The sequence below is a fragment of the Streptomyces sp. NPDC006259 genome (assembly GCF_042870975.1).
Taxonomy (GTDB): domain Bacteria; phylum Actinomycetota; class Actinomycetes; order Streptomycetales; family Streptomycetaceae; genus Streptomyces.
The window spans coordinates 1-25,028 of the sequence record NZ_JBIAHY010000001.1 but is presented as its reverse complement, the minus strand read 5'-3'; the positions used below and the strand labels follow the sequence as shown (position 1 = coordinate 25,028).

Genomic DNA, 25,028 nt, shown 5'->3' with positions numbered 1-25,028 from the left:
GCGCCCGTTCCTCGGAAAAAGTGGACGACGTTTCCGGCCTGTCCCGTGGGATGTTCCGCGCTCTGCGGCAGGACATCGGACCGCTCCCCGGGGACCCCCCGACCGCGGGAAGCCCGAAACGGCCGGCGCCGAGGGCCCGCCCGCCCATGCCCCCGGAACGGCGGACCGACGTCCCGGCGAACTGTAGAAACCCGACAGTCACCTGTACACGCCACTGTCGGTGCCCGATTCCCTGTCGGCGGGCCCGGACCGATAGGTTCTCGAAGAAGCCGCCTGTCGATCCAGCTGTCCGGGCGGGTGTCAAGACCCCTACGGAAAGGGTGATCCGTTGAGCCGCTCGGTTCTCGTCACCGGAGGCAACCGAGGCATCGGCCTCGCCATCGCCCGCGCGTTCGCCGACGCCGGCGACAAGGTCGCGATCACATACCGGTCGGGGGAGCCGCCGGCCGGCTTCCTGGCCGTCAAGTGCGACATCACCGACTCCGAGCAGGTGGAGCAGGCCTACAAGGAGATCGAGGCCGAGCACGGCCCGGTCGAGGTCCTGATCGCCAACGCCGGCGTCACCAGGGACCAGCTCCTGATGCGCATGTCCGAGGACGACTTCACCTCGGTCCTCGACACCAACCTCACCGGCACCTTCCGGGTCGTCAAGCGCGCCAACCGCGGCATGCTGCGCGCCAAGAAGGGCCGGGTCGTCCTGATCTCCTCGGTGGTCGGGCTGCTCGGCTCCGCGGGGCAGGCGAACTACGCCGCCTCCAAGGCCGGCCTGGTCGGCTTCGCGCGTTCCCTGGCCCGTGAGCTGGGCTCGCGCAACATCACCTTCAACGTCGTCGCGCCCGGCTTCGTCGACACCGACATGACGCAGGCGCTGACCGACGAGCAGCGTGCGAACATCGTCTCGCAGGTGCCGCTCGGCCGGTACGCGCAGCCCGACGAGATCGCCGCGACGGTGCGGTTCCTCGCCTCGGACGACGCCTCGTACATCACTGGAGCCGTCATCCCCGTAGACGGCGGACTGGGAATGGGTCACTGATCACCATGAGCGGAATTCTCGAGGGCAAGCGCGTCCTGATCTCCGGAGTGCTGATGGAGTCCTCCATCGCCTTCCACGCCGCCAAGCTGGCTCAGGAGCAGGGCGCCGAGATCATCCTGACCGCGTTCCCGCGGCCCACGCTGACCGAGCGCATCGCCCGGAAGCTGCCCAAGCCCACCAAGGTCATCGAACTCGACGTGACCAACGACGAGCACCTGGGCCGACTGGCCGACGTGGTCGGCGAGGAGCTGGGCGGCCTCGACGGCGTCGTGCACTCCATCGGCTTCGCTCCGCAGGACGCCCTCGGCGGCAACTTCCTGAACACACCGTTCGAGTCGGTCGCCACGGCCATGCACGTCTCGGCGTTCTCCCTGAAGTCGCTCACCATGGCCTGCCTGCCGCTGATGCAGAACGGCGGCTCCGTCGTCGGCCTCACCTTCGACGCGCAGTACGCCTGGCCGCAGTACGACTGGATGGGCCCGGCCAAGGCCGCCCTGGAGGCCACCAGCCGCTACATGGCGCGCGATCTGGGCAAGCAGAACATCCGCTGCAACCTCATCTCCGCGGGCCCTCTCGGCTCGATGGCCGCGAAGTCCATCCCGGGCTTCGGCGACCTGGCCGCCGTCTGGGACACCCGTTCCCCGCTCGAGTGGGACCTCAAGGACCCCGACCCGGCCGGCCGCGGCATCGTCGCCCTGCTGAGCGACTGGTTCCCGAAGACCACCGGCGAGATCATCCACGTGGACGGCGGCCTGCACGCCATCGGCGCCTGATCTCCCGGCACGTCACCGACGCCCCGCAGCCCGCATCGCGCGGGAGGCGGGGCGTCACCCGTTCGGCGCATCCGGCCGGGCGGCGGGGCACCCGCGCGGGGCACTCTGGAGTGCGCGCCCGTCAAGCGCTTCCCTCCCCAGCCCGGCCGAGGAGGTCCCCTTGTGCGCCTGTTCCGCAGCCTGGCCCCAGTGACCGTCGCCGTCTGCCTCGTCCTGTCCCTGCCGTACGAGGCGTTCCCCCACGCGCGCGTGGAGGACCGGCGTGCCGGCGCCGTACCCGAGGAGCCGTTCGGCGCGGAGTGCCGGACCAGCGTCGACGGGTCGCGGGTGACCGCCTACTGCCACAACCCCGACGCCGTCACCGACCGGGTGCGCCTGCACATCGAGTGCGCGCGCTGGTGGGACCTGGACACCGACGGCGGCCCCGTCGACGTGGGACCGGCCGTGACCGTGCGGCTGACCGGACGCTGCTGGAAGGAGGTCGGCGCGGCCTGGGTCAGTCATCGGCCGGCGTGAACCGGCCGGGCCGGCACAGGAACGGATAGCTCGCCGCCTCGACCGCCGCCGCCTCCGCGTCCCCCGCGCGGATCGCGTCGACCAGCCGGGTGTGGTCCATACGTGTCTCCGGCGTCAGCTCCTCGCCGACGTCCTCGCGCAGCCAGTCCCGCAGGACCTCGCCCAGATCGGCGTACATGGCCGTCATCGCGTCGTTGTGCGAGGCGGCCACCACCGCCAGGTGGAAGGTCGCGTCCGCCGTCACGAAGACCTCGGTGTCCCCCGACTCCCACGCCTCGTCGCGGCGCAGCAGCAGCGTGTCCAGCTGTCCGAGGTCCTTTTCCGTGCGCCGCTCGGCGGCCAGCCGGGCCGCGCCCGACTCCAGGGTGGCCCGCAGTTCGGCGATGTGCCGCGGGTCGGCGTCCGCGAAGCGGCGGTGCATCACGCCCGCCAGCTCGCTGGTCGCCACCACATAGGTGCCCGAGCCCTGCCGGATGTCCAGCAGGCCGTTGTGCGCCAGTGCCCGGACGGCCTCGCGCACCGTGTTGCGCGCGACGCCCAGTTGCTCGACCAGTTCGGGCTCCGTCGGGATGCGCGAGCCCACCGGCCACTCGCCCGAGGTGATCTGGGTGCGCAGCGCGGCGATGACCTGCTCGGCCAGCGCGGAGCGACGGGGATGGCTCAGGGGCATGGCACACCTTCGCACGGGCGGGGCCGGACAACGGGCACCGGGGATGGACAGCCAATCATCCTATGATTCTATGATGGACGACATGGTGAGCGAGAAAACCACGAGCACGCGCGATCAGGTGGCCCCGGCGACGCAGGGCCGTCCGGTGTCCCGGCCCCCCGCCCCGAGCGCGTGGGCGACCCGCCTGGTCGTCCTCGGCATCGTCCTCGCCGCCCTCAACCTCCGCCCCGCGATCACCAGCCTCGGCGCCCTCCTCGAAGAGGTCCGATCCGGCCTCGGCATGAGCGGCGGCGTAGCCGGCCTCCTCACCTCCGTACCCCCGCTCTGCTTCGCCGTCTTCGGCGTCATGGCGCCCCGCCTCGCCCGCCGCTTCGGCGCCGGCGCGGTGGTCTGCGCCGGCATGGCCGCCATCACCGCGGGCCTGCTCGTACGGCCCTACGCGGGCGGTACGGCGGGCTTCCTCGCCGCCAGCGCCCTCGCCCTCATGGGCATCGCCGTCAGCAACGTCCTGATGCCGGTCATCGTCAAGCGCTGGTTCCCCGACCGCGTCGGCTCCATGACCGGCCTGTACTCCATGGCCCTCGCCCTCGGCACGTCGGCCGCCGCCGCCGTCACCGTGCCCATGACCGACGCGCTCGGCGGCGACTGGCGGTCCGGGCTCGTGGTCTGGGCGGGCCTGGCGGCGGCGGCCGTACTGCCGTGGCTGCCGTTGGCGGCCCGCGAGCGGAGGACCACGCCCGCCGCGCGGACCTCCGCGCGCGTGGAGGCACCCGCCGTACTGCGCATCACCCGCAGCCGCACCGCCTGGGCGCTCGCCGTCTTCTTCGGGCTCCAGGCCACCGCCGCCTACATCACCATGGGCTGGATGCCGCAGATCTTCCGCGACGCGGGTGTGCCCGCGAGCACGGCCGGACTCCTGCTGGCCGTCACCATGGTCATGGGGGTGCCGCTGGCCTTCGTGATCCCGCGCGTCGCGACCCGGCTGCCGCACCAGGGACCGATCGTCGTCGTGCTCGGCCTGTGCGGTCTCGCCGGGTACGCCGGCCTGCACTTCGCGCCCGCCGCCGGCGCCTGGGCCTGGGCGCTGCTGCTCGGCGTCTCCAACTGCGCCTTCCCGCTGGCGCTGACCATGGTCGGGATGCGGGCCCGGACCAGCGGGGGAGTGGCCCAGCTGTCGGCCTTCGCGCAGAGCGCCGGCTACCTGCTGTCGATCCCCGGACCGCTGCTGGTGGGCGTGCTCTACCAGCACAGCGGTGGCTGGGGTCTGCCCCTCGCGCTGATGGCGGCGCTCATGATCCCGCAGATGGCGGTGGGAGTGCTCGCCGGCCGCGACCGCACGGTGGAGGAGGAGACCGCCCGCTGACGGCCGCCCGCGCGCCGCTGTCGTCCCGCGGGCCCGCCGACGCCCGCCTCTCCGGCCGCTGTCCTCCTGCGGGCCCGCCGACGCCCCTGCCGTCCTGCGGGCCCGCCGACGCCCGCTCCGGGAGCCGTTGCCCTCCGCCCCGCGAGCCGTTGCCCTCCCGGGAGCCCGCTGGCTCCGCTGCCCTGCCGCGGGCCCGCCGACGCCCCCACGCCCTCGCTGACCCCGCGGGATTTCTGCCGTGCGCCGGGTGCGAGACTTGACCCATGCCAGTGCTCGATCCGAACCCCGAGAACGGCCAGAAGAAGATGCTCATCGTCTTCGGCTCGTTCCTCCTCATTTTTGTGATCATCGGGATCATCGCCACCATCGCCTCCCCCTGACGCGACCCGGCCCCGACCGGCCACGGTGGGGTTAACCCCCCTGTCCCCTAGGGGGTGAGGGTCAGGGTCAAGTGGGTGGACCACCGGATGGGACGACGGCCTCCGGATCCGTACCTTCGAGAGGTGGCCGCACGACGCGGCCGGGAACCCTCGGAGACCAGCGGAGGCACCCATGTCGGCCCCCTCACACACCCGGCCCCACCCGGCCGCCCAGGGCAGCGGCGCCGACACCCGGCTGCCCTGGTGGGCGCTGGCCCTGCCGACCCTCGCCTTCGTCGCCCTTCTCACACTGATACTCAACCCGTCCGACGCCCAGGCGGCATCCGGCGACCCGGCGATCACCGACCTCGTCGACCGCGTGCGGCAGCTCCTCGCGCGCTAGCGCCGGCGATCACGCCCGGGCGCACTCTTCACACCCCGGACCCCGGCCGAGGCGCGTGTCAACTCCCTGCGCCCCATGGCCTGTTTCATGCGAAGCTGGGAGTCATGAGCGTCGCAGAACCCCGCAGGATCGTCCTCTTCCGGCATGCGAAAGCCGACTGGCCACAGGTGACCGACCACGAGCGACCGCTCGCTGACCGGGGCCGCCAGGACGCGGCCCGGGCCGGACGCCGACTGACCGGTACCGGCATTCCCGTCGACCTCGCCCTGTGCTCCACCGCGACCCGCACCCGTGAGACGTGGAAACTCGCCGTCCACGAGTTCCCGCACCGGCCGAGGACGGTCTACGAGGAGCGGATCTACGAGGCCTCGCCCGGCGAGCTGATCGCCCTGCTCAACGAAACCCCGGAAGAGGTGCACAACCTCCTCCTGGTCGGCCACAACCCGGGCATCGAGGGCCTCGCCGAGATCCTCTCCGGCGCCGCCGAGGGCGACGCACGCGAGCGGATGACCCGGCGCGGCTTCCCGGCCGCCGCCTTCGCCGTCGTGTCCTTCGACGGCTCCTGGAAATCCCTGGAGCCGGGTGCGGCCACGCTCGTCGACTACTGGGCGCCGTCCGAGTGACACCGTCACGGTAGACGTGAGGCCCGGCAGCACGCCGGGCCCCGCGGTCGGTCCCGGCCGCTACCCCTCGTCGTGCGTGTCCGCCGCCTCGACCTCTTCCCGGGTGACACCCAGCAGGTACAGGACGGTGTCCAGGAACGGCACGTTCACCGCCGTGTGCGCGGCCTCGCGCACCACCGGCTTGGCGTTGAAGGCGACACCGAGACCGGCCGCGTTCAGCATGTCCAGATCATTGGCGCCGTCACCGATCGCCACCGTCTGCGACAGCGGTACGCCCGCCTCCGCGGCGAACCTGCGCAGCAGCCGCGCCTTGCCCGCGCGGTCCACGATCTCCCCCGTGACCCGGCCGGTCAGCTTGCCGTCGACGATCTCCAGGGTGTTGGCCTGCGCGAAGTCCAGCCCCAGCCGCTCCTTGAGGTCGTCGGTGACCTGGGTGAAGCCGCCGGAGACGACGCCGACCTGGTAACCCAGCCGCTTCAGGGTGCGGATCAGCGTGCGCGCGCCCGGCGTCAGCCGCACCTCGGCGCGCACCTTGTCCACCACCGAGGCGTCGAGGCCCGCGAGCAGCGCCACGCGCGCGTGCAGCGACTGCTCGAAGTCCAGCTCGCCGCGCATCGCCGCCGCCGTCACCTCGGCGACCTCGTCCTCACAGCCGGCGTGCCCCGCGAAGAGTTCGATCACCTCGTCCTGGATGAGCGTGGAGTCGACGTCCATGACGACCAGCCGCTGGGCGCGCCGGTGCAGCCCCGCCGCGACGACGGCGACATCGACACCGAGTGCCGCGGCGTCGGTGACCAGCGCGGTGCGCAGCGGCGCGGTCTCCACCCCGGAGACCGCGAACTCGACGGCGGTGACCGGATACTTGGCCAGCCGGAAGATACGGTCGATGTTGCCGCCGACCTTGGTGATCCTGGCGGCGACGGAGGCAGTGGCCTCCGCGGTGAGCGGGTGCCCGAGCACGGTGACCAGCGACCGTCCGAGTCCGCGCGGCCGGTTGTCCCCGAGGCCGGAGATGATCTCGGCCTGCATCTTCATGGACTCCGCCCAGCTGTGGACGGTCGACCGCAGATCCCCCTCCAGCCCTTGCGGCGGCTCGGTCACGAGCGCGCACAGCACCATGCGGCCACGGGTGACGACCTGCTCGATGTCGACCACGTCGACGGAGTAGGCGGCGAGGGTGTCGAAGAGGCCGGCCGTGATGCCCGGCCTGTCCTTGCCGAAGATCTTGACAAGGAGAGTCGGGAGATCGGAGGCCGAGGTCGGCGAGGTCTGCGAAGCGCTCATGGTGTATCCACCGTATCCGGCACCCAGTGCCTCCCGCCGCCGAGGTCCGCCAGGCGGACACCGAACAGTGGGTGTCGGGTACGCGGCGATCATGTGAAGGGAACACAGGTGAGCGGTCGGCGGGGCCGGATGAGTAGGAGCACTCATGACGCCGTCCGCTCGCCGGCCACAGGCTGGCCGCGTGAACGTGAAACGGAACGTCGAACCCCATGACCTCGGCGACTGGGCCGGGTGGTTTCCGCTGGCCGTGCTGTTCTGGAGCTGGGCGGCGCTGCTCGTGTTCGGCCCCGTCGTGCTCTTGGCCGTTCTCTCGGTTGCCTGGGCACAGCCGATGACCTCACTGGCGCCGTGGGCGAGGGTGGCGGTGCTCCAGGTCGGCGTCACCGCGGCCGTACTGGCACCCCTCCGCTTCGCTCCCGGCGTCCGCCGTCTCGCCCGCCCGGCCCGGTTCGCGTCGCTGGGGTTCCTGGCCGGCGCTGTCGCACCGGCCGTGCTCCTCTGCCTCGACCTCCCTCCCCTGTGACTCACCGACCACCGCCCGGCCGGTCGGGAGGCGGGGGAGGCGGTGGCGGGGGTGGTGGCACGGGGCCGTCGTCCGGTGACCGCTCCCCGGAGCGTGGGTGGCGGGGCGGGCGCCGGGGGCGTCCGGCCGACGGCTCGACGGGGCCCACCATCGTCGGTGCGTCGTACAGTCCGTCCCCGGAGCGTGCGTCCTCCGGTTCTCCCAGCGCTTCCGGCACCCGCAGGTAGGGGTTGGTCGCCGGGTTGGGCGGCCGGTACGGCGTACCCGGCGCGTACGGCCCGGAGTCGCCGTCCGCCGCCTCCGGATGCCCGGACCCGTGCGGCGCCCGCCCCGGACCGGGCCCGTACGGGGGTTGCCCGACCTGCCCAGGCGTCGGGGCCGCCCGGTCGTCCGCCGGGCCCGCCGCCCAGTGATCCATCCGGCCCGCCGCCCCCTCACCCATCGGGCCCGCCGCCCCGTCACCCGCCGGCCCCGCCGTCATGTCACGGGTCGCCGGCGCCACCGCCCGGGTGCCCGCCGCCCCGGTCGCCCGGGCGAGCAGGGCACCGGCCGCGCCGGCGCCGGCCCCCCACGCGGCCCCGAGCAGCAAGGCCGTGCCGAGACGGCCGTGCAGGTCCACGCCGGCGCCGAAGGCGTCGAACCCGAGCACGGACAGGGAGGCGTCCACGGACACGTCCGTCAGCCAGGCGAGCAGCGGCAGGGCCGTCGCGGTCACGACGCCCAGTCGCACCGCGCACCGCCCGACGAAGCCGGCGGCTCCCTCCTCCCGCGCACCACCGGGACGGGAGTCCGCGGCGTCCGCCGCCCTCGCCCGCCCCACGGGGCTCCGCACGGCCGCCAACACCCCCGCCAGCAGCATCATCACCGCCGCCGCGACCCCCAACAGCCATACCCGACCGTCCAGTTCGGCCAGCCGGCCCAGGGTCACCGCCTGATCGGTGTCACTGGCCAGCAGGTCGTCGAGCGGATCGGGCAGCACCCGCGTCAGGACACCCGTCGCCCTGCCGTCCCACGGCACGAACAGACCGACGTCCACCCCGAGCCACACCCCGTTGGGCGCACCGAGCAGCGCCGCGCCCGCGATCCGCTTCGGGTGGTCGTCGCCGATCGCCGCGTACGCGGCCGCCGCGAGCCCGGCGCCCACCGCGACCAGCACCACCGTGACGAGGGCGGACACGGCGGGCCGCACCACCCGGTGCACGGTGTCCCAGCCGTGCGGCAGTGGCGTCCGGCGGGAGGCCAGCAGGGCGATCAGCAGGACCGCGGCCGACCAGACGAGAGCGCCGAGGAGCGTCGCGGCCGTGTCGACGGTGAACCCGACCGCGGCCTGCGCGTCGACCAGGTCCCCGAGCCGGTCGGGCAGCAGGGCACCGATGTCCCCGAGGTCGCCCACCCCGGGGATCCCGACGCCGCCCGCGTCACCGCCGCCGGGCAGGTCGTCCAGCCCCAGGGCCCCGCCGTCGATGGTGATGACGTCGTGGCCGGCCCAGGCCAGGCCGCCCAGGGTGGCCACGAACAGGGCGACCACCGTGCCCCCGCGCGCGAGGAGTTCGGCCGGCGTGACCACGACTCCGGTCGCGCGCAGGGATCGTAGGAAGAACCACGACAGGAGCACCGCGCCCGTCAGGCTCACGCCCAGTGGCGTGATCTCGACGGCGGTGTTCGCCTCCGCGCCCGTCAGGCCGAACGTGGACACATCGCCCGACGGCGTCACGGAACCGCCCGCGCCGAGCGCCACGACGGCCGCCGTCATGGGCCCCAGCGAACCCGCGGTGTCGGCCCCCAGCAGATGCAGCCCGAGCGCCGCCGTCCCCGCCATCCCGATCAACGCCCAGCTCACCGCGGCGATCGCGGACAGCAGCACGTCCAGCCACGGCACACCCTGGTCGTACGCCGCGCTCCCGTCGTTCCCGACGCTCGTGCCGGCACTCATGCAGACCCCCCGATCCGCGGTGCGGAGCGCGGAGATCACCGCGTCCGTCCCCCTCGCGTGCGTTTACCACTCTCCGGCCCGGTTTCAACCCCGTCAACGGGAACGGCCGATGAGACCGCGGGCAGCCCGCGCGCCCCCTTCACAAGGCCCGACTTTCGGTCAGGGGGCCGGGCCTGAAATAGTTCCCGACGATGTTCGACATCCCTAGACTCCCTGTGATGGGGGTAACTCGGGGGACTACTCAGTGGGGCATGGAGTGCCGGAACTCGTACTGGAATTGAACGGACGCACCTGGACGCTCGATCCGTCCAGGTCATACACCCTCGGACGGGATCCGCAGGGGGAGGTCGTCCTCGACGACGCCAGGGTCTCGTGGCGTCACGCCACGGTCACCTTCAACGGCCACGGCTGGATACTGGAGGACCACGGCAGCACCAACGGAACGTTCGTACAGGGCCAGCGCGTCCACCAGGTGGACATCGGGCCCGGCTCGGTGGTCCACCTCGGAAACGCCACCGACGGACCGCGCCTGCACCTCTCCGCCGCACAGACGGCGGTCGCACAGCCGCAGCAGCCGTACGCCGCGCAGGCCGCGAACCCGGGCTGGGCCCAGCAGGCCCCGCCCCAGCAGCAGATGCCGCCGCAGCAGATGCCGCCGCAGCAGATGCCGCAGCCCGGATGGCAGCCGCCGCAGAAGGTCTCCGCGCCCGTGCCGCAGCAGCAGGGCCCCGGCGTCGGCGCGGGGGCGCCGCCGGTCTACGGCGACCGCAGCCCGACCACGTTCCACCAGTTCTCCCTCGGCCGCGTCATGCGCATCGGCCGCGCCCTGGAGAACGACCTGGTCGTCTCCGACCTCCAGGTCTCGCGCAACCACGCCGAGTTCCACTCGACGCCCGACGGGCGCATGGAGATCCGCGACCTCGGCTCGCACAACGGCACGTACGTCAACGGCCAGCCGATCGCCAAGGGCGGCTCGCAACTGCTCGGCCCCACCGACATCGTGGGCGTCGGTCACTCGACGTTCCGGATCGTCGGCGACCGGCTCGAGGAGTTCGTCGACACCGGTGAGGTCTCCTTCTCCGCACGCCACCTGACGGTGACGGTCGACGGCGGCAAGCAGATCCTGAAGGACGTCTCCTTCGGTGTTCCGGAGAAGTCGCTGATCGCGGTCATCGGCCCGTCCGGCTCCGGCAAGTCCACCCTGCTCAAGGCCCTCACCGGCTACCGGCCCGCCAACGAGGGCGACGTCCTCTACGACAACCGGAACCTCTACAAGCAGTTCGCCGAGCTGCGCCAGCGCATCGGTCTGGTCCCGCAGGACGACATCCTGCACAAGGAACTGACCGTCAAGAAGGCCCTCAAGTACGCGGCCAAGCTCCGCTTCCCGGCCGACACCACGGCCGCCGAGCGCAACGCCCGCATCGACGAGGTGCTGCGCGAGCTGAAGCTGGACATCCACAAGGAGAAGAAGGTCACCTCCCTCTCCGGCGGCCAGCGCAAGCGCGTGTCGGTGGCCCTGGAGCTGCTGACCAAGCCGTCGCTGATCTTCCTCGACGAGCCGACCTCGGGTCTCGACCCGGGCATGGACCGCGACGTCATGCAGCTGCTGCGCGGTCTCGCCGACGACGGCCGTACGGTCCTCGTGGTCACGCACTCGGTGGCCGAACTCGCGATCTGCGACAAGCTGCTCGTGATGGCGCCCGGCGGCAGCGTGGCCTACTTCGGTCCGCCCGAGGAGGCGCTGAACTTCTTCGGCTACGACACCTGGGCCGATGTCTTCTCCGCCTTCGAGAACTACCGCGACTACGACTGGGCGGGCCGCTGGAAGGGCTCGCAGCACTACCAGATGTACGCCGCGGACATCGACGCCATCGCCCCGCAGTCCGTGTCGATGACGCCCATGCAGGCGATGAGGCCGCCCAAGCCGCAGGGGTGGATGTCCCAGTTCGTCACGCTGGTGCGCCGCTACGTCTCGGTGATCGCCTCCGACAAGGGCTTCCTGGCCCTGACGGTGATCCTGCCGGCCGTCCTCGGCGCGGTGAGCCTGCTCATCGACTCCGGCAACAGTCTGCTGCCCAACCCGGTCAACCCGAAGACGGGCCGGATCATCCCCAACGGCACGGCCACCACCGTCCTGCTGATCCTGGCGGTCGGCGCCTGCTTCGCGGGCGCGGCCAACTCCGTCCGCGAGCTGATCAAGGAACGGGTCATCTACGAGCGGGAACGCGCCACCGGCCTGTCCCGCTCCGCGTACCTGATGTCCAAGGTCTTCGTGCTCGGCGTGGTCACCGTGCTCCAGGGCCTGCTGGTCGGCGTGATCGGCTTCGCGAGCCGGGAGATCCCGGCGAAGGGCCTGGTGCTCGGCAGCGCCACCATGGTCGAGCTGTCCATCCCGATCATGGCGCTGGGCTTCACCTCGATGATGTTCGGCCTGGTCATCTCGTCGCTGGTGAAGACGGCCGAGAAGACCATGCCGCTGCTGGTGATGTTCGCGATCATCCAGGTTGTGTTCACCGGCTGCCTCTTCGCCCTGAACGGCGCGGTCGGCGTCAACGAGTTCTCGTACCTGATGCCCTCGCGCTGGGCGGTCGCCGCCGCGGGCGCCACGCTGGACTTCAACAGGATCAGCCCGCCCAAGGACGGCGGCGAGACGGACCCGCTGTGGGAGCACACCGTCGGCGCCTGGGGCATGGACATGGCCGCGTTGATCGTTCTCGGCGTGATCTGCGGATTCTTCGTGGCCCGCTTCCTGCGCCGCCACGAGCCCGAGGTCATGCGCAAGTAGCCGCGAGCGGTCGGTACGACGCCGAAGGGCGGCACCCCGGTCGGGGTGCCGCCCTTCGGCGTGTGGGGGGTCCGGCTACGGCTCGGGACGCTCAGTACGCGCTGTTGACGTTGTCGATCGTGCCGTACCGGTCGGCCGCGTAGTTGGCGGCGGCGGTGATGTTGGCGATCGGGTCGTAGATGTTCCAGGACGTGCCCGGGACGTGGTACGCCTTGAAGGTCGGCGGGATGACCTGGAGCAGGCCCTTCGACGGGATGCCGTTGATGGCGTTGATGTCCCAGTCGTTGATGGCCTTCGGGTTGCCCGAGGACTCGCGGATGATGTTCTTGTGCAGCCCGTGGTAGGAGCCCGGGATGCCCTTCTTCTTCATGATGGCGAGGGACTCGCGGATCCAGCCGTCGAGGTTGTTCGGGTAGCTCTTGACGACGACCTGCTTGACCACGGGGCGCTTGGCGGCCCGGCTGGCGGCGGCCTTGGCCTTGCGCGCGGCGGCGGCCTTCTTCGCGGCGGCAGCGGCGGCCGCCTTCTTCTTCGCCGCGGCGGTGGCGGCGGCCTTCTTCTTCGCCACCGCGTCCGCGGCGGCCTTCTTCTCGGCCTTGATGGCCTCGACCTTCAGGCTGGTGCCGGCCAGCTGGTCGGTCACGTCGGCCTTGACGTCACGCACCTGCTCGGAGCTGTAGGCCACACGGGACGAGGAAAGGGCGTCCGTGGTGGTCGTCTGACCGTCGGCCGGAACCACGGTGAAGGCGATGGCGGCGGCGCCGAGTGTGGCGACACCAGCGATCGCGATCTTGTGAGTGTTCTTGGGCATGGCGGAAGGACCTCTTCGAATAGCGCGGAGGTCGCTCTCTTCGTCCGACGGCGGGTGCTCACGGCACGAACGCCGGGGAGGAAACCCGCGGCGCTGAGCGACGAGAGCCATTGTTAGCGGCCGCAAAATGCCCAGGCAAAGGTGTGACGTACTACGCCTGGTAGTGGATCAGGGAAGGGCAAAACGGGACAGATCAGACTGTCTGCCCCGTTCAGGAGGTCCCTTTTGACTCCTATCGCCCTTCGTACGTGATCTGGGCCCTATGTGCGGGCTCACAGGGACGACGAGGTTTTGTCACCGATAGTTGCTCACGCGATGCTCTGTGTGAGGGGCTCCTCTGGCAGGAGGAGATGCACGTCCCCGAACTCGTGCCACAGGTAGGAACCCCGCAGCGCCGCCTCGTAACCGCGGTCGATCGCGGTCCGCCCGGCCACCGCCTCCAGCATCAGCAGATGTGAGGCCTCCGGCTCGTGCAGCCCCGTCAGCAGTCCGTCCACCACCCGCACCCCGCGCTCAGGAGTGACCACGAGGTCCGTCCAGCCCGCACGCGCGCGTACGACCCCGTCGGCCCCCGCCGCCGACTCCACGGCCCGCACCGCCGTCGTCCCCACGGCGATGACCCGGTCCGCTCCCGCCCGCGCCGCGTTGATCAGCCGGGCCGACGCCTCCGGCACCGCGAACCGCTCCGGATACGGCGGCTCGTGCGCCTCCGCCGACGCCACCCCCGTGTGCAGCGTGACCGGCGCGAACCGCACCCCCCGGCTCACCAGCTCCGCCACCAGCCGTGCCGTGAACGGCCGCCCCGCGCTCGGCATCTCCGCGCTGCCCACCCCGTCGGCCGACGGCAGCGCGAACACGGTCTGGTACGCCGACAGCGGCTGATCCCGTTCCGTATAGGCGTAGCGGATGGGTCGCCCGTGCTCCCGCAGCAGCCCCGGCACCGCCCCCTCGGCCACCCGAGCCCACCACAACCGCCCGCCGGGCCCGGTCAGCCCCTCCTCCAGCACCAGCCGCACCCCGGCGGACAGCCGGACCTCCGCCCCGGCCGGACCGCCCGCACGCGGGCGCGTGGTGCCCCGCCCGTCAGGTTCGCGCAGCTCGACCGCCCACCGCCCGTCGTCCCCGAGCGTGGAGAAGTGAACCACCACGCGCGCGTGCCCGATCCGCCCGTCCACGGCGGCGGCCAGCGTCGGCGAGGTGTTCACCACGAGCAGGTCCCCGGCCCGCAGCAGGCCCGGCAGCTCCCCGAACACGTGGTGCGCCGGCTCACTCCCACGCGACACCAGCAGCCGTACGGAGTCACGGTCGCGGCCGGGCCCGCGCTGCTCGGCCGGAACCCGCGCCGACAGCCCCTCGGGCACCCTGCCCCGCTCCCGGTCGCCCTGGACCGGAGGAACCCCCATGGCCGACGTCATCGCCGTCCCTCCAGCAGGGCCGGCGCCGCGTAGCGCCCGCTGGGCGGCCGCTCGTCCAGCAACCGCAGGAAGGCCGGCGCCACACCGCCGGGCTCCGGCCGCGCCCCGTCGTCCCCCGGCACGGCCGCCGCGTACAGGTCCGTCGCCATGTCCCCGGGGTCCACCGCCCACACCCGCAGCTCCGGCTCCTCCTCGCCGAGCACCGCCGCGAGCTGGTCGAGAGCCGCCTTCGACGCCCCGTACCCGCCCCACGTCGCGTACGGCTCGGCCGCCGCGTCCGAACTGACCGTGATCACCGCGCCGTCCGGCGCCGCGCGGAGCAGCGGCAGCGCCTCCTGGACCAGGCCCAGCGCGGCCACGACGTTCACCTCCAGAGCCCGCCGCAGCCCGTCCAGGGGCAGCTCCGCCAGCCGCACCAGCGGCTCGGCGCCCAGCGCGCTCGCGTTGTTCACCAGCAGCCGGCAGCCCCCGAGCCGCCGGGCGGCAGCCACCAGCGCGGCCCGGTGCGCGGGATCGGTCACGTCCCCGGCGAGCGCCTCCACCCTGCTCCCGTGCCCCGCGACCGCGGCCGCCGCCTCCTTCAGCACCTGCGCCGTCCTGGCGTCCAGCACCAGCTCCCAGCCCCGCGCGGCGAGAGCCTCGGCGAGCGCCCGCCCCAGCCCCTTCGAAGCCCCCGTGATGATCGCAACCGGCATGGCAACCGTCCCCTCGTCGACCCGCCACTCGGCGGTGACCTCACGGTAGGAACGCGCCCCTGCGGCCCGCCTCGGACGCGGGACGGGGCCCACCGGGGCCCTTCGACGTACGCCCCACGCACCGGGGACCTCGGCCCTAGGACTTGCGGCCTACCCCGCTGCGTCACAGGTCCGATGCCTGCTGTCACACCCCGCCGGTACCGTGAGGGCATGAGTCAAGGCCCCCGGTCCGGCCTCGCCGCGGTCAGTTCCGCGCTGCTGGCCATGAGCAGGCACCTGGAGGTGCGTGACGTCCTCAAGACGATCGTCGCCTCGGCCCGCGAACTGCTCGACGCGCAGTACGCCGCGCTCGGCGTCCCGGACGATCACGGAGGCTTCGCCCAGTTCGTCGTCGACGGGATCGACGAGGAGCAGTGGAAGGCCATCGGCCCGCTGCCCCGGCAGCACGGCATCCTCGCCGCGATGCTGCACGAGGCCAAGCCCGAACGCCTCGCCGACGTGCGCGAGGACCCGCGCTTCGAGGGCTGGCCGTCCGCCCACCCGGAGATGTCCGACTTCCTCGGCCTGCCCATCCGCGACGGTGACGAGGTCATCGGCGCCCTGTTCCTCGCGAACAAGCTGTGCTCCGCGGAAGAGGACACCCCCCGCGCCCCGAGCCCCGGTCCCCGGGGCGGCTGCCGCTTCACCGAGGAGGACGAGGAACTCCTCTCGATCCTCGCCCAGCACGCGGCGATAGCCCTCACCAACGCCCGCCTGTACGAGCGCAGCCGCGAACTCACCATCGCGGAGGAGCGCACGAGGCTCGCCCACGAGCTGCACGACGCGGTCAGCCAGAAGCTGTTCTCCCTGCGCCTCACCGCCCAGGCCGCCGCCGCCCTCGTCGACCGCGACCCATCCCGCGCGAAGGGCGAACTCCAGCAGGTCGCCGCCCTCGCCGCCGAGGCGACCGACGAACTGCGCGCCGCGGTCGTCGAGTTGCGCCCCGCCGCGCTCGACGAGGACGGCCTGGTGGCCACCCTCCGCACCCACGTCCAGGTTCTGGACCGCGCCCACTCCGCGCACGTGACCTTCACCGGCCACGGCGTCCGCGCCCTCCCCGCCGCCCAGGAGGAGGCCTTCCTGCGCGTCGCCCAGGAGGCCCTGCACAACGCGCTGCGCCACTCCGGCGCCGAGCACGTCGACGTGACCCTCCACAAGCGCGGCCCGGACACGGTCCTGCGCGTCACGGACGACGGCAGCGGATTCGACCCCACGACGGTCCGCAGGGCCGGCCGCCACCTCGGCCTGGTGTCCATGCGGGACCGGGCCGGCGGCATCGGCGGCAGCCTGACGGTGGAATCGGCGCCCGGCAAGGGCACCACGATCGAGATGGAGGCTCCCGGTGGCTGACGCAATCAAGGTGCTGCTCGTCGACGACCACCAGGTCGTCCGCCGGGGCCTGCGCACCTTCCTGGAGGTGCAGGACGACATCGAGGTCGTCGGCGAGGCGTCCGACGGCGCCGAAGGAGTCGCCCGCGCCGAGGAGTTGAAGCCCGACGTCGTCCTGATGGACGTCAAGATGCCGGGCATGGACGGCGTGGAAGCCCTCCGCAGACTCCGCGAGCTGGCCAACCCCGCGCGCGTGCTCGTCGTCACCAGCTTCACCGAGCAGCGCACCGTCGTCCCCGCCCTGCGCGCGGGCGCCGCCGGTTACGTCTACAAGGACGTGGACCCCGACGCCCTGGCCGGCGCCATCCGCTCGGTGCACGCCGGCCACATCCTGCTCCAGCCCGAGGTCGCCGGTGCTCTCCTCTCCCAGGACGAGGCCAACTCGGGCCAGGGCAGAGGCGGTTCCCTCACGGAACGGGAACGCGAGGTGCTCGGCCTGATAGCGGACGGCCGCTCCAACCGGGAGATCGCCCGCGCCCTGGTCCTCTCCGAGAAGACCGTCAAGACCCACGTCTCGAACATCCTGATGAAGCTCGACCTCGCCGACCGCACCCAGGCCGCCCTGTGGGCCGTACGCCACGGTGCGGCCGGCTGACCCGCACCGCCGGCGCGGGACCGGCAGCACAGCGGGTGCCATCCGGATGCGTCTCCTCCGGTCGTAGATTCATACCGTCGTGGGAATGTCCCCCGGATGGCGCATCCTCCGCCGGTCCCCGGCGTTCTCCAGTGCGTGCCGCGGCGGTTGCCGCGGCAATCGCTAAGAGGGGTCAGAAGTGAAGAACCTGAAGAAGGCAGCGGCCGTGACGATGGTGGCCGGTGGGCTGGTGGCCGCGGGCGCCGGGATGGCCTCCGCCTCCAGCGGCGCGTCGGCCGACGCGGTGGCCGAGCGCTCGCCGGGCGTCGGCTCGGGCAACGTCATCCAGGCCCCGGTGCACATCCCGGTCAACGCCGTCGGCAACAGCGTCAACGTCATCGGCGTGCTGAACCCGGCCTTCGGCAACCTGGGCCTCAACCACTGAGGAACCACTGAGGAACCACCGAGAGACCGTCCCGAGTCTCTCCCGGCCTTCCCCGGCCCCACTCCGGGGGAGGCCGGTCCGCTGATCGCCCCCCTGCCCCGACGGGCAGTGCCGGTGCCGAGCCCCTCACCGAAGCGCCTCCGCCGGATCGATCATCGCCGGAGGCGGTGGGCGACAGGGGAGGCGCCCCGTAAGTGCCGGACTGACCGACTCGACGTGCGTGAGCGGATGCGCCGCGCAGGCCGCACCGTCGCCGACTCAAGCCCCGGCAGCGACTCCGGCCCGCCACCCGGGCCCCGCTGCCCCGCTCCCTCACGCCACACCCGCCAACCCGCGCGCACCTCACCCACCCACGCACCCCACCCACGTCCCCACCGCACCGCTACCGCTCCCGTTCCTCCACATACGCGTTGTACGCGGCCACCTGCGCCCGCCGCCCCGTCCGCTCCACCGGCCGCAGAGCGGCAACCCGAGCGCCCATCTCCGAAGCGCTCACCGCACCCCCGTGCCCGTTCTCATGCGCCAGCGACACCAGGAGCCCCACCCGCTGCGCAAGCTCCAGCACCCGCACCGCCCGCGGCGGATACCCCGGCGCCAGCACCTCCCGACCCCGCTCCGCCCGAGCCCGGTACGCCTCGACCGCCGCCTCCGCCACCGGCCCCGAACCGGCCACGTCCAACCGCGCCAGCACAGCCGTGGCGTCGCGCAGCGCCTCCGCCAGCTCCCGCTCGGCCTCGCCCAGCGACGGCACGTCCGCCGGCGGAGCCTCCCGCACGGGAAGGCAGTGCCACACGACCTCCACATGCACATCGCCGTCGGGCCCGGCCTCGTGCACCTCGGGCACCAGCCCGAGCGCGGCACCGTGACAGACCACCGCCTCCTCGGCCTCCAGCGCCCGCGCGTTGAACTCCGGCGGCCCGCTCAGCCCCAGCGGATGCCCGGGCGCCGGCAGCGCCACCCGCAGCCCCCGCACCCCGAGCGCCCGCAGCCGTCCCAGCGCGAGCGTCAGCCCGACGGGCGCGGACTCGCCGGGGAGCCCTTCCACCCGGTGCACGGCGTCCGACCCGACGATGGCGAGGACGGCGTCGTCCGGAGAGACAAGTCCGGCCAGAAGGGCATTTCCCCAAGCGGCAAGGCGACCAGAGCGCGGTTCCGAGAGCATGCCCCCAGCCTAAGGACCGGACCGATGGAACGGCCCACCCGACCGGTGGCGTAGATTTTCCTGGAGGGGCCGCGCCCACCCGCGCGCGGCGGTCCGAGCCACTGGCGTACGCGACAACCGAGACCGGCCACACTGCAAGGGGAGACAACGCGCTCATGAGCGATGTTCTGGAGCTTCATGACGTATCCGTGGTCCGCGAGGGCCGGGCTCTGGTGGACCAGGTCTCCTGGTCGGTCAAGGAAGGCGAGCGCTGGGTCATCCTCGGCCCCAACGGAGCCGGCAAGACGACCCTGCTGAACATCGCGTCCAGCTACCTCTACCCCAGCAGCGGCACCGCCACCATCCTCGGCGAGACCCTCGGCAGGCCCGGCACCGACGTCTTCGAACTGCGTCCCCGCATCGGGGTGGCCGGCATCGCCATGGCCGACAAGCTCCCCAAGCGCCAGACCGTCCTGCAGACCGTCCTGACCGCCGCGTACGGCATGACGGCCGGCTGGCAGGAGGACTACGAGGAGATCGACGAGCGGCGCGCCCGCGCCTTCCTCGACCGCCTCGGCATGACCGAGTACCTGGACCGCAAGTTCGGCACCCTCTCCGAGGGCGAGCGCAAGCGCACGCTCATCGCCCGCGCCCTGATGACCGACCCCGAACTGCTGCTTCTGGACGAGCCGGCCGCCGGCCTCGACCTCGGCGGCCGCGAGGACCTCGTCCGCCGCCTCGGCCGTCTCGCCCGCGACCCGATCGCCCCCTCGATGATCATGGTCACGCACCACGTCGAGGAGATCGCCCCCGGCTTCACGCACGTCCTCATGATCCGTCAGGGCAAGGTCCTCGCCGCCGGTCCGGTCGAACTGGAACTGACCTCCCGCAACCTCTCCCTCTGCTTCGGCCTCCCCCTCGTCGTGGACCAGGTCGGCGACCGCTGGACCGCCCAGGGACTGCCCCTCGCCTGACCGCCCCCGTCCGCGCCCTGTCGGCGGCACACCCGCCGGACCTACCATGAACGCGTGAACGACATCGACGCGTGGGTGTGGTGGCTCGTAGGCGCGGCAGCGCTCGGAATCCCGCTGGTGGTCACCGCGATGCCGGAGTTCGGCATGCTCGCGGTCGGTGCGGTGGCGGCGGCCGTCGCTGCCGGGCTCGGCTTCGACCTGGTCGCCCAGGTACTCGCCTTCGTGATCGTCTCCGTCGCCCTCATCGCCGTCGTCCGGCCCATCGCGGCCCGGCACAGCGCCCAGCGCCCCCGATTCGCCAGCGGCGTCGACGCGTTGAAGGGCAGACAAGCCGTCGTACTGGAACGGGTCGACGGCTCGGGCGGACGCATCAAGCTCGCCGGGGAGGTCTGGTCGGCGCGCGCCCTCGACACCGACCGCGCCTACGACGTGGGGCAGGAAGTTGACGTCGTGGACATCGAGGGGGCCACCGCGATCGTCATCTGACCTTGTCAACTCCCGCACCGCACAAGTGAACCGAACATCCCACGAGCCGGACGACGGTCTGTCACACTCGACCAGCAAGATCTTCGACAAGCCTAAGATCTTCCGAAAGCGCCGAGGCGGAGAAGGGTACGGGGAGCACGATGGAACCGGTCATCATCGTCTTGATCATCCTGGTGGTGTTGGTCTTCATCGCCCTGATCAAGACGATCCAGGTCATCCCACAGGCGAGCGCCGCGATCGTGGAGCGGTTCGGCCGCTACACGCGGACACTCAACGCGGGCCTCAACATCGTCGTTCCGTTCATCGACACCATCCGCAACCGCATCGACCTGCGTGAACAGGTCGTGCCGTTCCCGCCGCAGCCGGTGATCACCCAGGACAACCTGGTCGTCAACATCGACACCGTCATCTACTACCAGGTGACCGACGCCCGCGCCGCGACCTACGAAGTCGCCAGCTACATCCAGGCGATCGAGCAGCTCACCGTCACCACCCTGCGCAACATCATCGGCGGCATGGACCTGGAGCGCACCCTGACCTCCCGCGAGGAGATCAACGCCGCCCTGCGCGGCGTTCTCGACGAGGCCACCGGCAAGTGGGGAATCCGCGTGAACCGCGTGGAGTTGAAGGCCATCGAGCCCCCGACCTCCATCCAGGACTCGATGGAGAAGCAGATGCGCGCCGACCGTGACAAGCGCGCCGCGATCCTCACCGCGGAAGGCACGCGCCAGGCCGCGATCCTCACGGCCGAGGGTGAGAAGCAGTCCGCGATCCTCAAGGCCGAGGGCGAGGCCAAAGCCGCCGCCCTGCGCGCCGAGGGCGAAGCCCAGGCCGTCCGCACGGTCTTCGAGGCGATCCACGCCGGCGACGCGGACCAGAAGCTCCTCTCCTACCAGTACCTCCAGATGCTCCCGAAGATCGCCGAGGGCGACGCCAACAAGCTCTGGATCGTCCCCAGCGAAATCGGCGACGCCCTCAAGGGCCTGTCCGGCGCCATGGGCAACTTCGGCCCCATGGGCGGCGGTTCGAGCTCCAACGGCGGCGGCTCGGACAGCCCCAAGGAACGCCGCGAGAAGCCGTCGATCGACTGACGACCCCGATAGCGCACGGGTCCCCGCGCCTCCTCCGCCAGGAGACGCGGGGACCCGTGCGAACAGCCCCGTACGAGCCGTGCCCGACGGGCGGGCCGTCAGGCCGCGTCCGTGGTCAGCCACTCCGGCAGCGCGGCCAGGTCCTCCTGCCCCAGGGCGAGCAGCATCGCGTCCTGCGGCGTCGGTTCGAACGGCTGCCGCAGCAACGGCATCCCCGCCTGCTCCGGAGTCCGGTTCGCCTTGCGGTGGTTGTCCACCGCGCAGGAGGCGACCGTGTTGAGCCAGGAGTCCTGCCCGCCCTGTGCCCGCGGCACGACGTGGTCCACCGTGGTCGCCCGGCCGTCGCAGTAGGCGCACCGGTGCCGGTCCCTGACCAGGACACCCCGCCTCGACCACGGAGCTTGTCTTCGGAACGGCACCCGTACGTACCTGCACAGCCGGATGACGCGGGGCGCCGGTATGTCCACCTCGGCTCCCCGCATCCGCAGTTCGGGGTGGGCCTGCTCGACGACGGCCTTGTCCTGGAGCACCAGAACGACGGCACGGTTCAGCGTCACCGTCGACAGCGGCTCGAAGCTCGCGTTCAGCACCAGCGTGTCCCGCATACCAGCCCACCTCCTGTGTGCACCGGCCCACCCCCTGGCGGGCTGGGGTCAACTCTGGCCGGGCACGCCGGGATGGACAACGCAATATCCGCCGCTCCCACGGGGGCCTCCCCACCCCCGGCAACAAAATGCCCGCCCCTGATCACTTCCAAGACCAGGGACGGGCAAACGTTGAAGGAACGATGAGCTGACGGGAGCGAGAGCCGCCTCAGCTCACCGCGGGGTTCTCGTACTCACCGATCAGCTGGGCCCGCGCGATCGCGTGGAACCGCAGATTGAACCCGACGGCGGCGGGCGAGGCGTCGGAATCCGCACCGAGCTTCTCCTGGTCCACGGCGTACACCGTGAAGACGTACCGGTGCGGGCCGTCCCCGGGCGGCGGCGCGGCCCCACCGAAGTCCTTGGACCCGTAGTCGTTGCGCGCGTGTACGGCACCTTCGGGCAGGCCCTCGAACTTCCCGCCGCCGGCACCCGCCGGAAGCTCGGTCACCGAGGCGGGGATGTCGAACAGGACCCAGTGCCAGAACCCGCTGCCGGTGGGCGCGTCCGGGTCGTAACAGGTCACCGCGAAGCTCTTGGTCTCCGGCGGGAAACCCTCCCACCGCAGGTGCGGCGAGGCGTTCCCCTCCGCCTGGACCTGGTCGCCCTTGAGTGCCGCGCCCTCCTCGACGTCCTCACTCGTGACCGTGAACGACGGCACGGGCGGATGGAAGTCGTGGGGGAGCGGCCGCCGCTTGAGCTGGGTCACCTCGGTACCTCCTGCATCGGTTCTGGAGTCAGTGGTTCCGAGCCTAGAACCAGTTGCGCTTGCTGCCGACCTCGGACAGCCACTGGTTCAGGTACGCCGCCCAGTCGGTCCCCTGGAAGTCGTTCAGCCCGACCTGGAACGAGCGGAAGGTGTCGCTGCCCTCGCTGAACAGTCCGGGCTTCTTGTCCATCTCCAGTACGACGTCCATCGTGTGCTCGTCGGCGACGAAGCTCAGCTCCACCTGGTTGAGACCCCGGTACTGCGCCGGCGGGAAGAACTCGATCTCCTGGTAGAACGGCAGCTTCTGCCGCGTACCCCGGATGTGACCGCGCTCGAGGTCCGCGTTCTTGAAGCGGAAACCCAGCTGGAGGAAGGCGTCCAGGAGCGCCTTCTGCGCCGGGAGGGGATGCACGTTGACCGGGTCCAGGTCACCGGAGTCCACGGCTCGCGCGATCTCCAGCTCGGTGGTCACCCCGATGTTCATCCCCCGCAGGGCCTGCCCGTCGATCATCGTGATCGGCGTCTCCCACGGGATCTCCAGACCGAACGGCACGGCGTGCACCGCGTTCGCCTGGAGTTCGAAGGCCCCGCCCAGACGCTGCTTGATGAACTCGATGTCCTGCTTGTACTCCTGGTCGCCGCTCTCCACCTCGACCTTGGCCTGAAGCCCGACCGACAGGCCCTCGATCTGCTGGTTGACGGACCCGCCCTGGATCCGCACCTCACCCTGCACGACGCCACCCGGAACGACGTTGACCTCGGTCAGCACCGTCTCGACCGAGGCCCCACCGGCCCCGAGACTCGCGAGCAGCTTCTTGAACGCCATGACTCTCCCTCTACACCTCTACGACGGGATCCTTGATCCCTACAAACGCGATCCGGCCGGAACCGGTTCCGCGCTCCACCCTGGCAAGCGGAGTGCCGGCTGACCACCCCGGCACACCGGCCGCCTCCACTACGCTCGGAGGACATGATCGCGAGCCCCGACCGTACGCCCCTGCCCAGGGCCTTCTTCGAGCGCCCTGTCCCGCAGGTCGCACCTGACCTCCTCGGCCGCCTCGTCGCGCGCACCGACGTGGTGTTCGGCCCGCCCGGACATGTGTACGTCCACTGCACCCACGGCATGTCAGGGCGGTCGGCATGAACGTCGATCTCCTCGCCCATCCCGCCGAAGAGGTCGCCCCCAGGCTGCTCGGGAGTGTCCTCACCTGTAAGACCCCCGAGGGAACCGTGCGTATCGCCATCACGGAGACCGAGGCGTACTCCGGTTCGGCTGACCCGGCTTCCCATGCCTACCGAGGCCGGACACCCCGTAACGCCGTCATGTTCGGAACCGCGGGACACCTGTATGTCTACCGGTCCCACGGGCTCCACTGGTGCGCCAACGTCGTGACCGGGACGGACGGCATCGCCTCGGCTGTCCTCCTCCGGGCGGGCAGGGTCGTCGAGGGGGAGGACCTGGCACGCAAGCGGCGAGGGGAGACGGTTGAGCATCCGCGTCTTGCCCGAGGTCCGGGCAACTTCTGCCAGGCGCTCGGCATCACGGCGGAACACAACGGCGCGGACCTCCTGACGGGCACCTCGGTCATGCTGTCCGAGGGTGAGCCCGTACCCGCCGCGCTCATCCAGGCCGGTCCTCGGGTAGGCGTCAGCAAGGCTCACGACTGGCAGCACCGGTTCTACCTTGCGGGTGATCCGACGGTCTCGGCCTACCGACTGAGCCCGAGAGCCAAGCCGCCCGCCGGAGCCTGAGCCGCTGGACGCCGTTCGCCGTGCCGGGCTCTCGGAGGTTCCGCCCGCAGGCGTCGACTCCCGGCCCGCAGCGACGGGGGACCGGCCGAAGGCCCCGCTCACTCGCACCCGGTCCCTGCGGACCAGGTGCGCAACGACCGCGTACGGGAGGCGCCGGCGACGGCGCCGCCCACCCTTGGCGGTACTGGACCGCCGACGACCCGACGGTGTGCGTACCGGGCTCATGCGCCCCGGCGCCGCGGAAGTTGACTCGACTCGGCCAGCGGCGTAACGTAGCCCGAGCCGCTTGACCCGGGTACGGCGTTCGCCTGCAGCCGGAAGCGGCCAACCCACTACCTACGACGCCCCTCAGCGGGGCCGAACTCGACGTGTCCGCACGTCTGAATTCGAACTCGAAAAGCTCGATTATGAGCTGGCGAGGGAATCGGCTAACGTAGTGAATGTCGAAAGGCCGACAGGCGAAAGCCGAAAGCCCAAGGCAAATCCCGCCGACAGGGAATCGGACCGGAAACGGTCTGATAGAGTCGGAAACGCAAGACCGAAGGGAAGCGCCCGGAGGAAAGCTTGAGAGAGTCTCTCGGGTGAGTACAAAGGAAGC

26 protein-coding genes and 1 pseudogene are annotated in these 25,028 nt (G+C 71.6%); 17 read left to right on the top strand and 10 right to left on the bottom strand.

Annotated features, from left to right (window positions below):
• Nucleotides 1-328 precede the first annotated feature (328 nt).
• The 3 genes from fabG (at nt 329) to ACFYO5_RS00125 (ending at nt 2,322) form a co-directional block, all read left to right on the top strand.
• Nucleotides 329-1,033: a 3-oxoacyl-[acyl-carrier-protein] reductase gene (fabG, locus tag ACFYO5_RS00135; protein ID WP_356568242.1), complete on the top strand. Its 705-nt coding sequence runs from the start codon at nt 329-331 to the stop codon at nt 1,031-1,033.
• 5 nt (nt 1,034-1,038) lie between these two features.
• On the top strand, nt 1,039-1,806 hold the full coding sequence (gene fabI / locus ACFYO5_RS00130; protein ID WP_073496525.1) for an enoyl-ACP reductase FabI: 768 nt from the start codon (nt 1,039-1,041) through the stop codon (nt 1,804-1,806).
• A gap of 162 nt (nt 1,807-1,968) precedes the next feature.
• Nucleotides 1,969-2,322, top strand: a complete 354-nt coding sequence (locus tag ACFYO5_RS00125; protein ID WP_356568245.1) for a hypothetical protein — start codon at nt 1,969-1,971, stop codon at nt 2,320-2,322.
• Here ACFYO5_RS00125 and ACFYO5_RS00120 read toward each other — a convergent pair.
• The gene (locus ACFYO5_RS00120) at nt 2,303-2,992 is read right to left on the bottom strand and encodes a FadR/GntR family transcriptional regulator (RefSeq protein WP_388702494.1); all 690 of its coding nucleotides are present in this window, start codon (nt 2,990-2,992) and stop codon (nt 2,303-2,305) included. The genes ACFYO5_RS00125 and ACFYO5_RS00120 overlap by 20 nt on opposite strands.
• 82 nt (nt 2,993-3,074) lie before the next feature.
• Between ACFYO5_RS00120 and ACFYO5_RS00115 the strand changes: the two genes are divergently transcribed.
• The 4 genes from ACFYO5_RS00115 to ACFYO5_RS00100 all read left to right on the top strand — a co-directional run bounded on the left by ACFYO5_RS00115 (nt 3,075) and on the right by ACFYO5_RS00100 (nt 5,740).
• Nucleotides 3,075-4,355: a CynX/NimT family MFS transporter gene (locus ACFYO5_RS00115; RefSeq protein WP_388702492.1), complete on the top strand. Its 1,281-nt coding sequence runs from the start codon at nt 3,075-3,077 to the stop codon at nt 4,353-4,355.
• A 263-nt stretch (nt 4,356-4,618) separates the two neighbouring features.
• Nucleotides 4,619-4,735, top strand: a complete 117-nt coding sequence (locus ACFYO5_RS00110; RefSeq protein WP_356568251.1) for an SGM_5486 family transporter-associated protein — start codon at nt 4,619-4,621, stop codon at nt 4,733-4,735.
• 172 nt (nt 4,736-4,907) lie between these two features.
• Complete coding sequence (locus tag ACFYO5_RS00105) at nt 4,908-5,117, top strand: hypothetical protein (protein ID WP_356568253.1); 210 nt, start codon at nt 4,908-4,910, stop codon at nt 5,115-5,117.
• A 104-nt stretch (nt 5,118-5,221) separates the two neighbouring features.
• Complete coding sequence (locus ACFYO5_RS00100) at nt 5,222-5,740, top strand: SixA phosphatase family protein (protein WP_388702490.1); 519 nt, start codon at nt 5,222-5,224, stop codon at nt 5,738-5,740.
• Between the two features lie 60 nt (nt 5,741-5,800).
• Here ACFYO5_RS00100 and serB read toward each other — a convergent pair whose 3' ends face one another.
• Nucleotides 5,801-7,024 (bottom strand): phosphoserine phosphatase SerB, encoded by a 1,224-nt coding sequence (serB, locus tag ACFYO5_RS00095; RefSeq protein WP_356568257.1) that lies wholly within the window; start codon nt 7,022-7,024, stop codon nt 5,801-5,803.
• Between the two features lie 181 nt (nt 7,025-7,205).
• Here serB and ACFYO5_RS00090 point away from each other — a divergent pair, with 181 nt between their 5' ends.
• Complete coding sequence (locus ACFYO5_RS00090) at nt 7,206-7,547, top strand: hypothetical protein (RefSeq protein ID WP_388702488.1); 342 nt, start codon at nt 7,206-7,208, stop codon at nt 7,545-7,547.
• Nucleotide 7,548: 1 nt separating this feature from the next.
• On the opposite strand, the gene ACFYO5_RS00085 is transcribed toward ACFYO5_RS00090, so the two are convergent.
• Complete coding sequence (locus ACFYO5_RS00085) at nt 7,549-9,480, bottom strand: streptophobe family protein (RefSeq protein ID WP_388702486.1); 1,932 nt, start codon at nt 9,478-9,480, stop codon at nt 7,549-7,551.
• 244 nt (nt 9,481-9,724) lie between these two features.
• On the opposite strand from ACFYO5_RS00085, the gene ACFYO5_RS00080 reads away from it, so the two are divergent.
• The gene (locus tag ACFYO5_RS00080) at nt 9,725-12,265 is read left to right on the top strand and encodes an FHA domain-containing protein (RefSeq protein ID WP_388702484.1); all 2,541 of its coding nucleotides are present in this window, start codon (nt 9,725-9,727) and stop codon (nt 12,263-12,265) included.
• 91 nt (nt 12,266-12,356) lie between these two features.
• On the opposite strand, the gene ACFYO5_RS00075 is transcribed toward ACFYO5_RS00080, so the two are convergent.
• From ACFYO5_RS00075 to ACFYO5_RS00065, 3 genes are all read right to left on the bottom strand, one after another.
• Nucleotides 12,357-13,076, bottom strand: coding sequence for a transglycosylase SLT domain-containing protein (locus ACFYO5_RS00075; protein ID WP_388702482.1), 720 nt, complete (start codon nt 13,074-13,076; stop codon nt 12,357-12,359).
• Between the two features lie 308 nt (nt 13,077-13,384).
• Entirely contained in the window at nt 13,385-14,491 is a 1,107-nt protein-coding gene (locus ACFYO5_RS00070) for an S-adenosylmethionine:tRNA ribosyltransferase-isomerase (RefSeq protein WP_388702481.1), read from the bottom strand.
• A complete protein-coding gene (locus ACFYO5_RS00065; protein WP_388702479.1) occupies nt 14,488-15,186 on the bottom strand; it encodes an SDR family NAD(P)-dependent oxidoreductase in 699 nt (232 codons plus the stop codon). The genes ACFYO5_RS00070 and ACFYO5_RS00065 overlap by 4 nt, the downstream gene beginning before the upstream one ends.
• Before the next feature lie 210 nt (nt 15,187-15,396).
• Between ACFYO5_RS00065 and ACFYO5_RS00060 the strand changes: the two genes are divergently transcribed.
• From ACFYO5_RS00060 to ACFYO5_RS00050, 3 genes are all read left to right on the top strand, one after another.
• Nucleotides 15,397-16,575: a GAF domain-containing protein gene (locus ACFYO5_RS00060; protein ID WP_388702478.1), complete on the top strand. Its 1,179-nt coding sequence runs from the start codon at nt 15,397-15,399 to the stop codon at nt 16,573-16,575.
• Nucleotides 16,568-17,209: a response regulator transcription factor gene (locus tag ACFYO5_RS00055; RefSeq protein ID WP_356568272.1), complete on the top strand. Its 642-nt coding sequence runs from the start codon at nt 16,568-16,570 to the stop codon at nt 17,207-17,209. The genes ACFYO5_RS00060 and ACFYO5_RS00055 overlap by 8 nt, the downstream gene beginning before the upstream one ends.
• A 178-nt stretch (nt 17,210-17,387) precedes the next feature.
• On the top strand, nt 17,388-17,633 hold the full coding sequence (locus tag ACFYO5_RS00050) for a chaplin (protein ID WP_356568274.1): 246 nt from the start codon (nt 17,388-17,390) through the stop codon (nt 17,631-17,633).
• Between the two features lie 382 nt (nt 17,634-18,015).
• Here ACFYO5_RS00050 and ACFYO5_RS00045 read toward each other — a convergent pair whose 3' ends face one another.
• Nucleotides 18,016-18,795, bottom strand: a complete 780-nt coding sequence (locus ACFYO5_RS00045) for a hypothetical protein (RefSeq protein ID WP_388702477.1) — start codon at nt 18,793-18,795, stop codon at nt 18,016-18,018.
• A 155-nt stretch (nt 18,796-18,950) separates the two neighbouring features.
• Here ACFYO5_RS00045 and ACFYO5_RS00040 point away from each other — a divergent pair, with 155 nt between their 5' ends.
• The 3 genes from ACFYO5_RS00040 (at nt 18,951) to ACFYO5_RS00030 (ending at nt 21,325) form a co-directional block, all read left to right on the top strand.
• Nucleotides 18,951-19,748 (top strand): ABC transporter ATP-binding protein, encoded by a 798-nt coding sequence (locus ACFYO5_RS00040; protein ID WP_388702476.1) that lies wholly within the window; start codon nt 18,951-18,953, stop codon nt 19,746-19,748.
• Nucleotides 19,749-19,802: 54 nt separating this feature from the next.
• Entirely contained in the window at nt 19,803-20,234 is a 432-nt protein-coding gene (locus ACFYO5_RS00035; protein WP_388702474.1) for an NfeD family protein, read from the top strand.
• 140 nt (nt 20,235-20,374) lie between these two features.
• Nucleotides 20,375-21,325 (top strand): SPFH domain-containing protein, encoded by a 951-nt coding sequence (locus ACFYO5_RS00030; protein ID WP_388702473.1) that lies wholly within the window; start codon nt 20,375-20,377, stop codon nt 21,323-21,325.
• Between the two features lie 98 nt (nt 21,326-21,423).
• Here the strand turns inward: ACFYO5_RS00030 and ACFYO5_RS00025 are convergent, their stop codons facing one another.
• From ACFYO5_RS00025 to ACFYO5_RS00015, 3 genes are all read right to left on the bottom strand, one after another.
• Nucleotides 21,424-21,930 carry an HNH endonuclease gene (locus ACFYO5_RS00025; protein ID WP_356568283.1) on the bottom strand — a complete coding sequence of 169 codons (507 nt, stop codon included), beginning with the start codon at nt 21,928-21,930 and terminating at the stop codon, nt 21,424-21,426.
• A 208-nt stretch (nt 21,931-22,138) separates the two neighbouring features.
• Nucleotides 22,139-22,678, bottom strand: a complete 540-nt coding sequence (locus ACFYO5_RS00020; RefSeq protein ID WP_388702471.1) for a YbhB/YbcL family Raf kinase inhibitor-like protein — start codon at nt 22,676-22,678, stop codon at nt 22,139-22,141.
• A 43-nt stretch (nt 22,679-22,721) separates the two neighbouring features.
• Entirely contained in the window at nt 22,722-23,504 is a 783-nt protein-coding gene (locus ACFYO5_RS00015; protein ID WP_356568287.1) for a sporulation protein, read from the bottom strand.
• Between the two features lie 144 nt (nt 23,505-23,648).
• Here ACFYO5_RS00015 and ACFYO5_RS00010 point away from each other — a divergent pair.
• Nucleotides 23,649-23,750 (top strand): annotated as a pseudogene (locus tag ACFYO5_RS00010) (3-methyladenine DNA glycosylase); the annotation flags it as partial.
• A gap of 68 nt (nt 23,751-23,818) precedes the next feature.
• Nucleotides 23,819-24,430 carry a DNA-3-methyladenine glycosylase gene (locus tag ACFYO5_RS00005; protein ID WP_388702468.1) on the top strand — a complete coding sequence of 204 codons (612 nt, stop codon included), beginning with the start codon at nt 23,819-23,821 and terminating at the stop codon, nt 24,428-24,430.
• Nucleotides 24,431-25,028 lie beyond the last annotated feature (598 nt).

Bases quoted from the DNA above. Each gene is read 5' to 3' on its own strand.
- ACFYO5_RS00115 (WP_388702492.1), top strand. From the start codon at position 3,075: ATGGTGAGCGAGAAAACCACGAGCACGCGCGATCAGGTGGCCCCGGCG.
- ACFYO5_RS00025 (WP_356568283.1), bottom strand. From the start codon at position 21,930: ATGCGGGACACGCTGGTGCTGAACGCGAGCTTCGAGCCGCTGTCGACG.
- fabI (WP_073496525.1), top strand. From the start codon at position 1,039: ATGAGCGGAATTCTCGAGGGCAAGCGCGTCCTGATCTCCGGAGTGCTG.
- ACFYO5_RS00065 (WP_388702479.1), bottom strand. From the start codon at position 15,186: ATGCCGGTTGCGATCATCACGGGGGCTTCGAAGGGGCTGGGGCGGGCG.
- ACFYO5_RS00100 (WP_388702490.1), top strand. From the start codon at position 5,222: ATGAGCGTCGCAGAACCCCGCAGGATCGTCCTCTTCCGGCATGCGAAA.
- ACFYO5_RS00120 (WP_388702494.1), bottom strand. From the start codon at position 2,992: ATGCCCCTGAGCCATCCCCGTCGCTCCGCGCTGGCCGAGCAGGTCATC.
- ACFYO5_RS00005 (WP_388702468.1), top strand. From the start codon at position 23,819: ATGAACGTCGATCTCCTCGCCCATCCCGCCGAAGAGGTCGCCCCCAGG.
- ACFYO5_RS00015 (WP_356568287.1), bottom strand. From the start codon at position 23,504: ATGGCGTTCAAGAAGCTGCTCGCGAGTCTCGGGGCCGGTGGGGCCTCG.
- ACFYO5_RS00070 (WP_388702481.1), bottom strand. From the start codon at position 14,491: ATGACGTCGGCCATGGGGGTTCCTCCGGTCCAGGGCGACCGGGAGCGG.
- ACFYO5_RS00110 (WP_356568251.1), top strand. From the start codon at position 4,619: ATGCCAGTGCTCGATCCGAACCCCGAGAACGGCCAGAAGAAGATGCTC.
- ACFYO5_RS00045 (WP_388702477.1), bottom strand. From the start codon at position 18,795: ATGCTCTCGGAACCGCGCTCTGGTCGCCTTGCCGCTTGGGGAAATGCC.
- ACFYO5_RS00075 (WP_388702482.1), bottom strand. From the start codon at position 13,076: ATGCCCAAGAACACTCACAAGATCGCGATCGCTGGTGTCGCCACACTC.
- ACFYO5_RS00085 (WP_388702486.1), bottom strand. From the start codon at position 9,480: ATGAGTGCCGGCACGAGCGTCGGGAACGACGGGAGCGCGGCGTACGAC.
- ACFYO5_RS00060 (WP_388702478.1), top strand. From the start codon at position 15,397: ATGAGTCAAGGCCCCCGGTCCGGCCTCGCCGCGGTCAGTTCCGCGCTG.
- ACFYO5_RS00040 (WP_388702476.1), top strand. From the start codon at position 18,951: ATGAGCGATGTTCTGGAGCTTCATGACGTATCCGTGGTCCGCGAGGGC.
- serB (WP_356568257.1), bottom strand. From the start codon at position 7,024: ATGAGCGCTTCGCAGACCTCGCCGACCTCGGCCTCCGATCTCCCGACT.
- ACFYO5_RS00105 (WP_356568253.1), top strand. From the start codon at position 4,908: ATGTCGGCCCCCTCACACACCCGGCCCCACCCGGCCGCCCAGGGCAGC.
- ACFYO5_RS00030 (WP_388702473.1), top strand. From the start codon at position 20,375: ATGGAACCGGTCATCATCGTCTTGATCATCCTGGTGGTGTTGGTCTTC.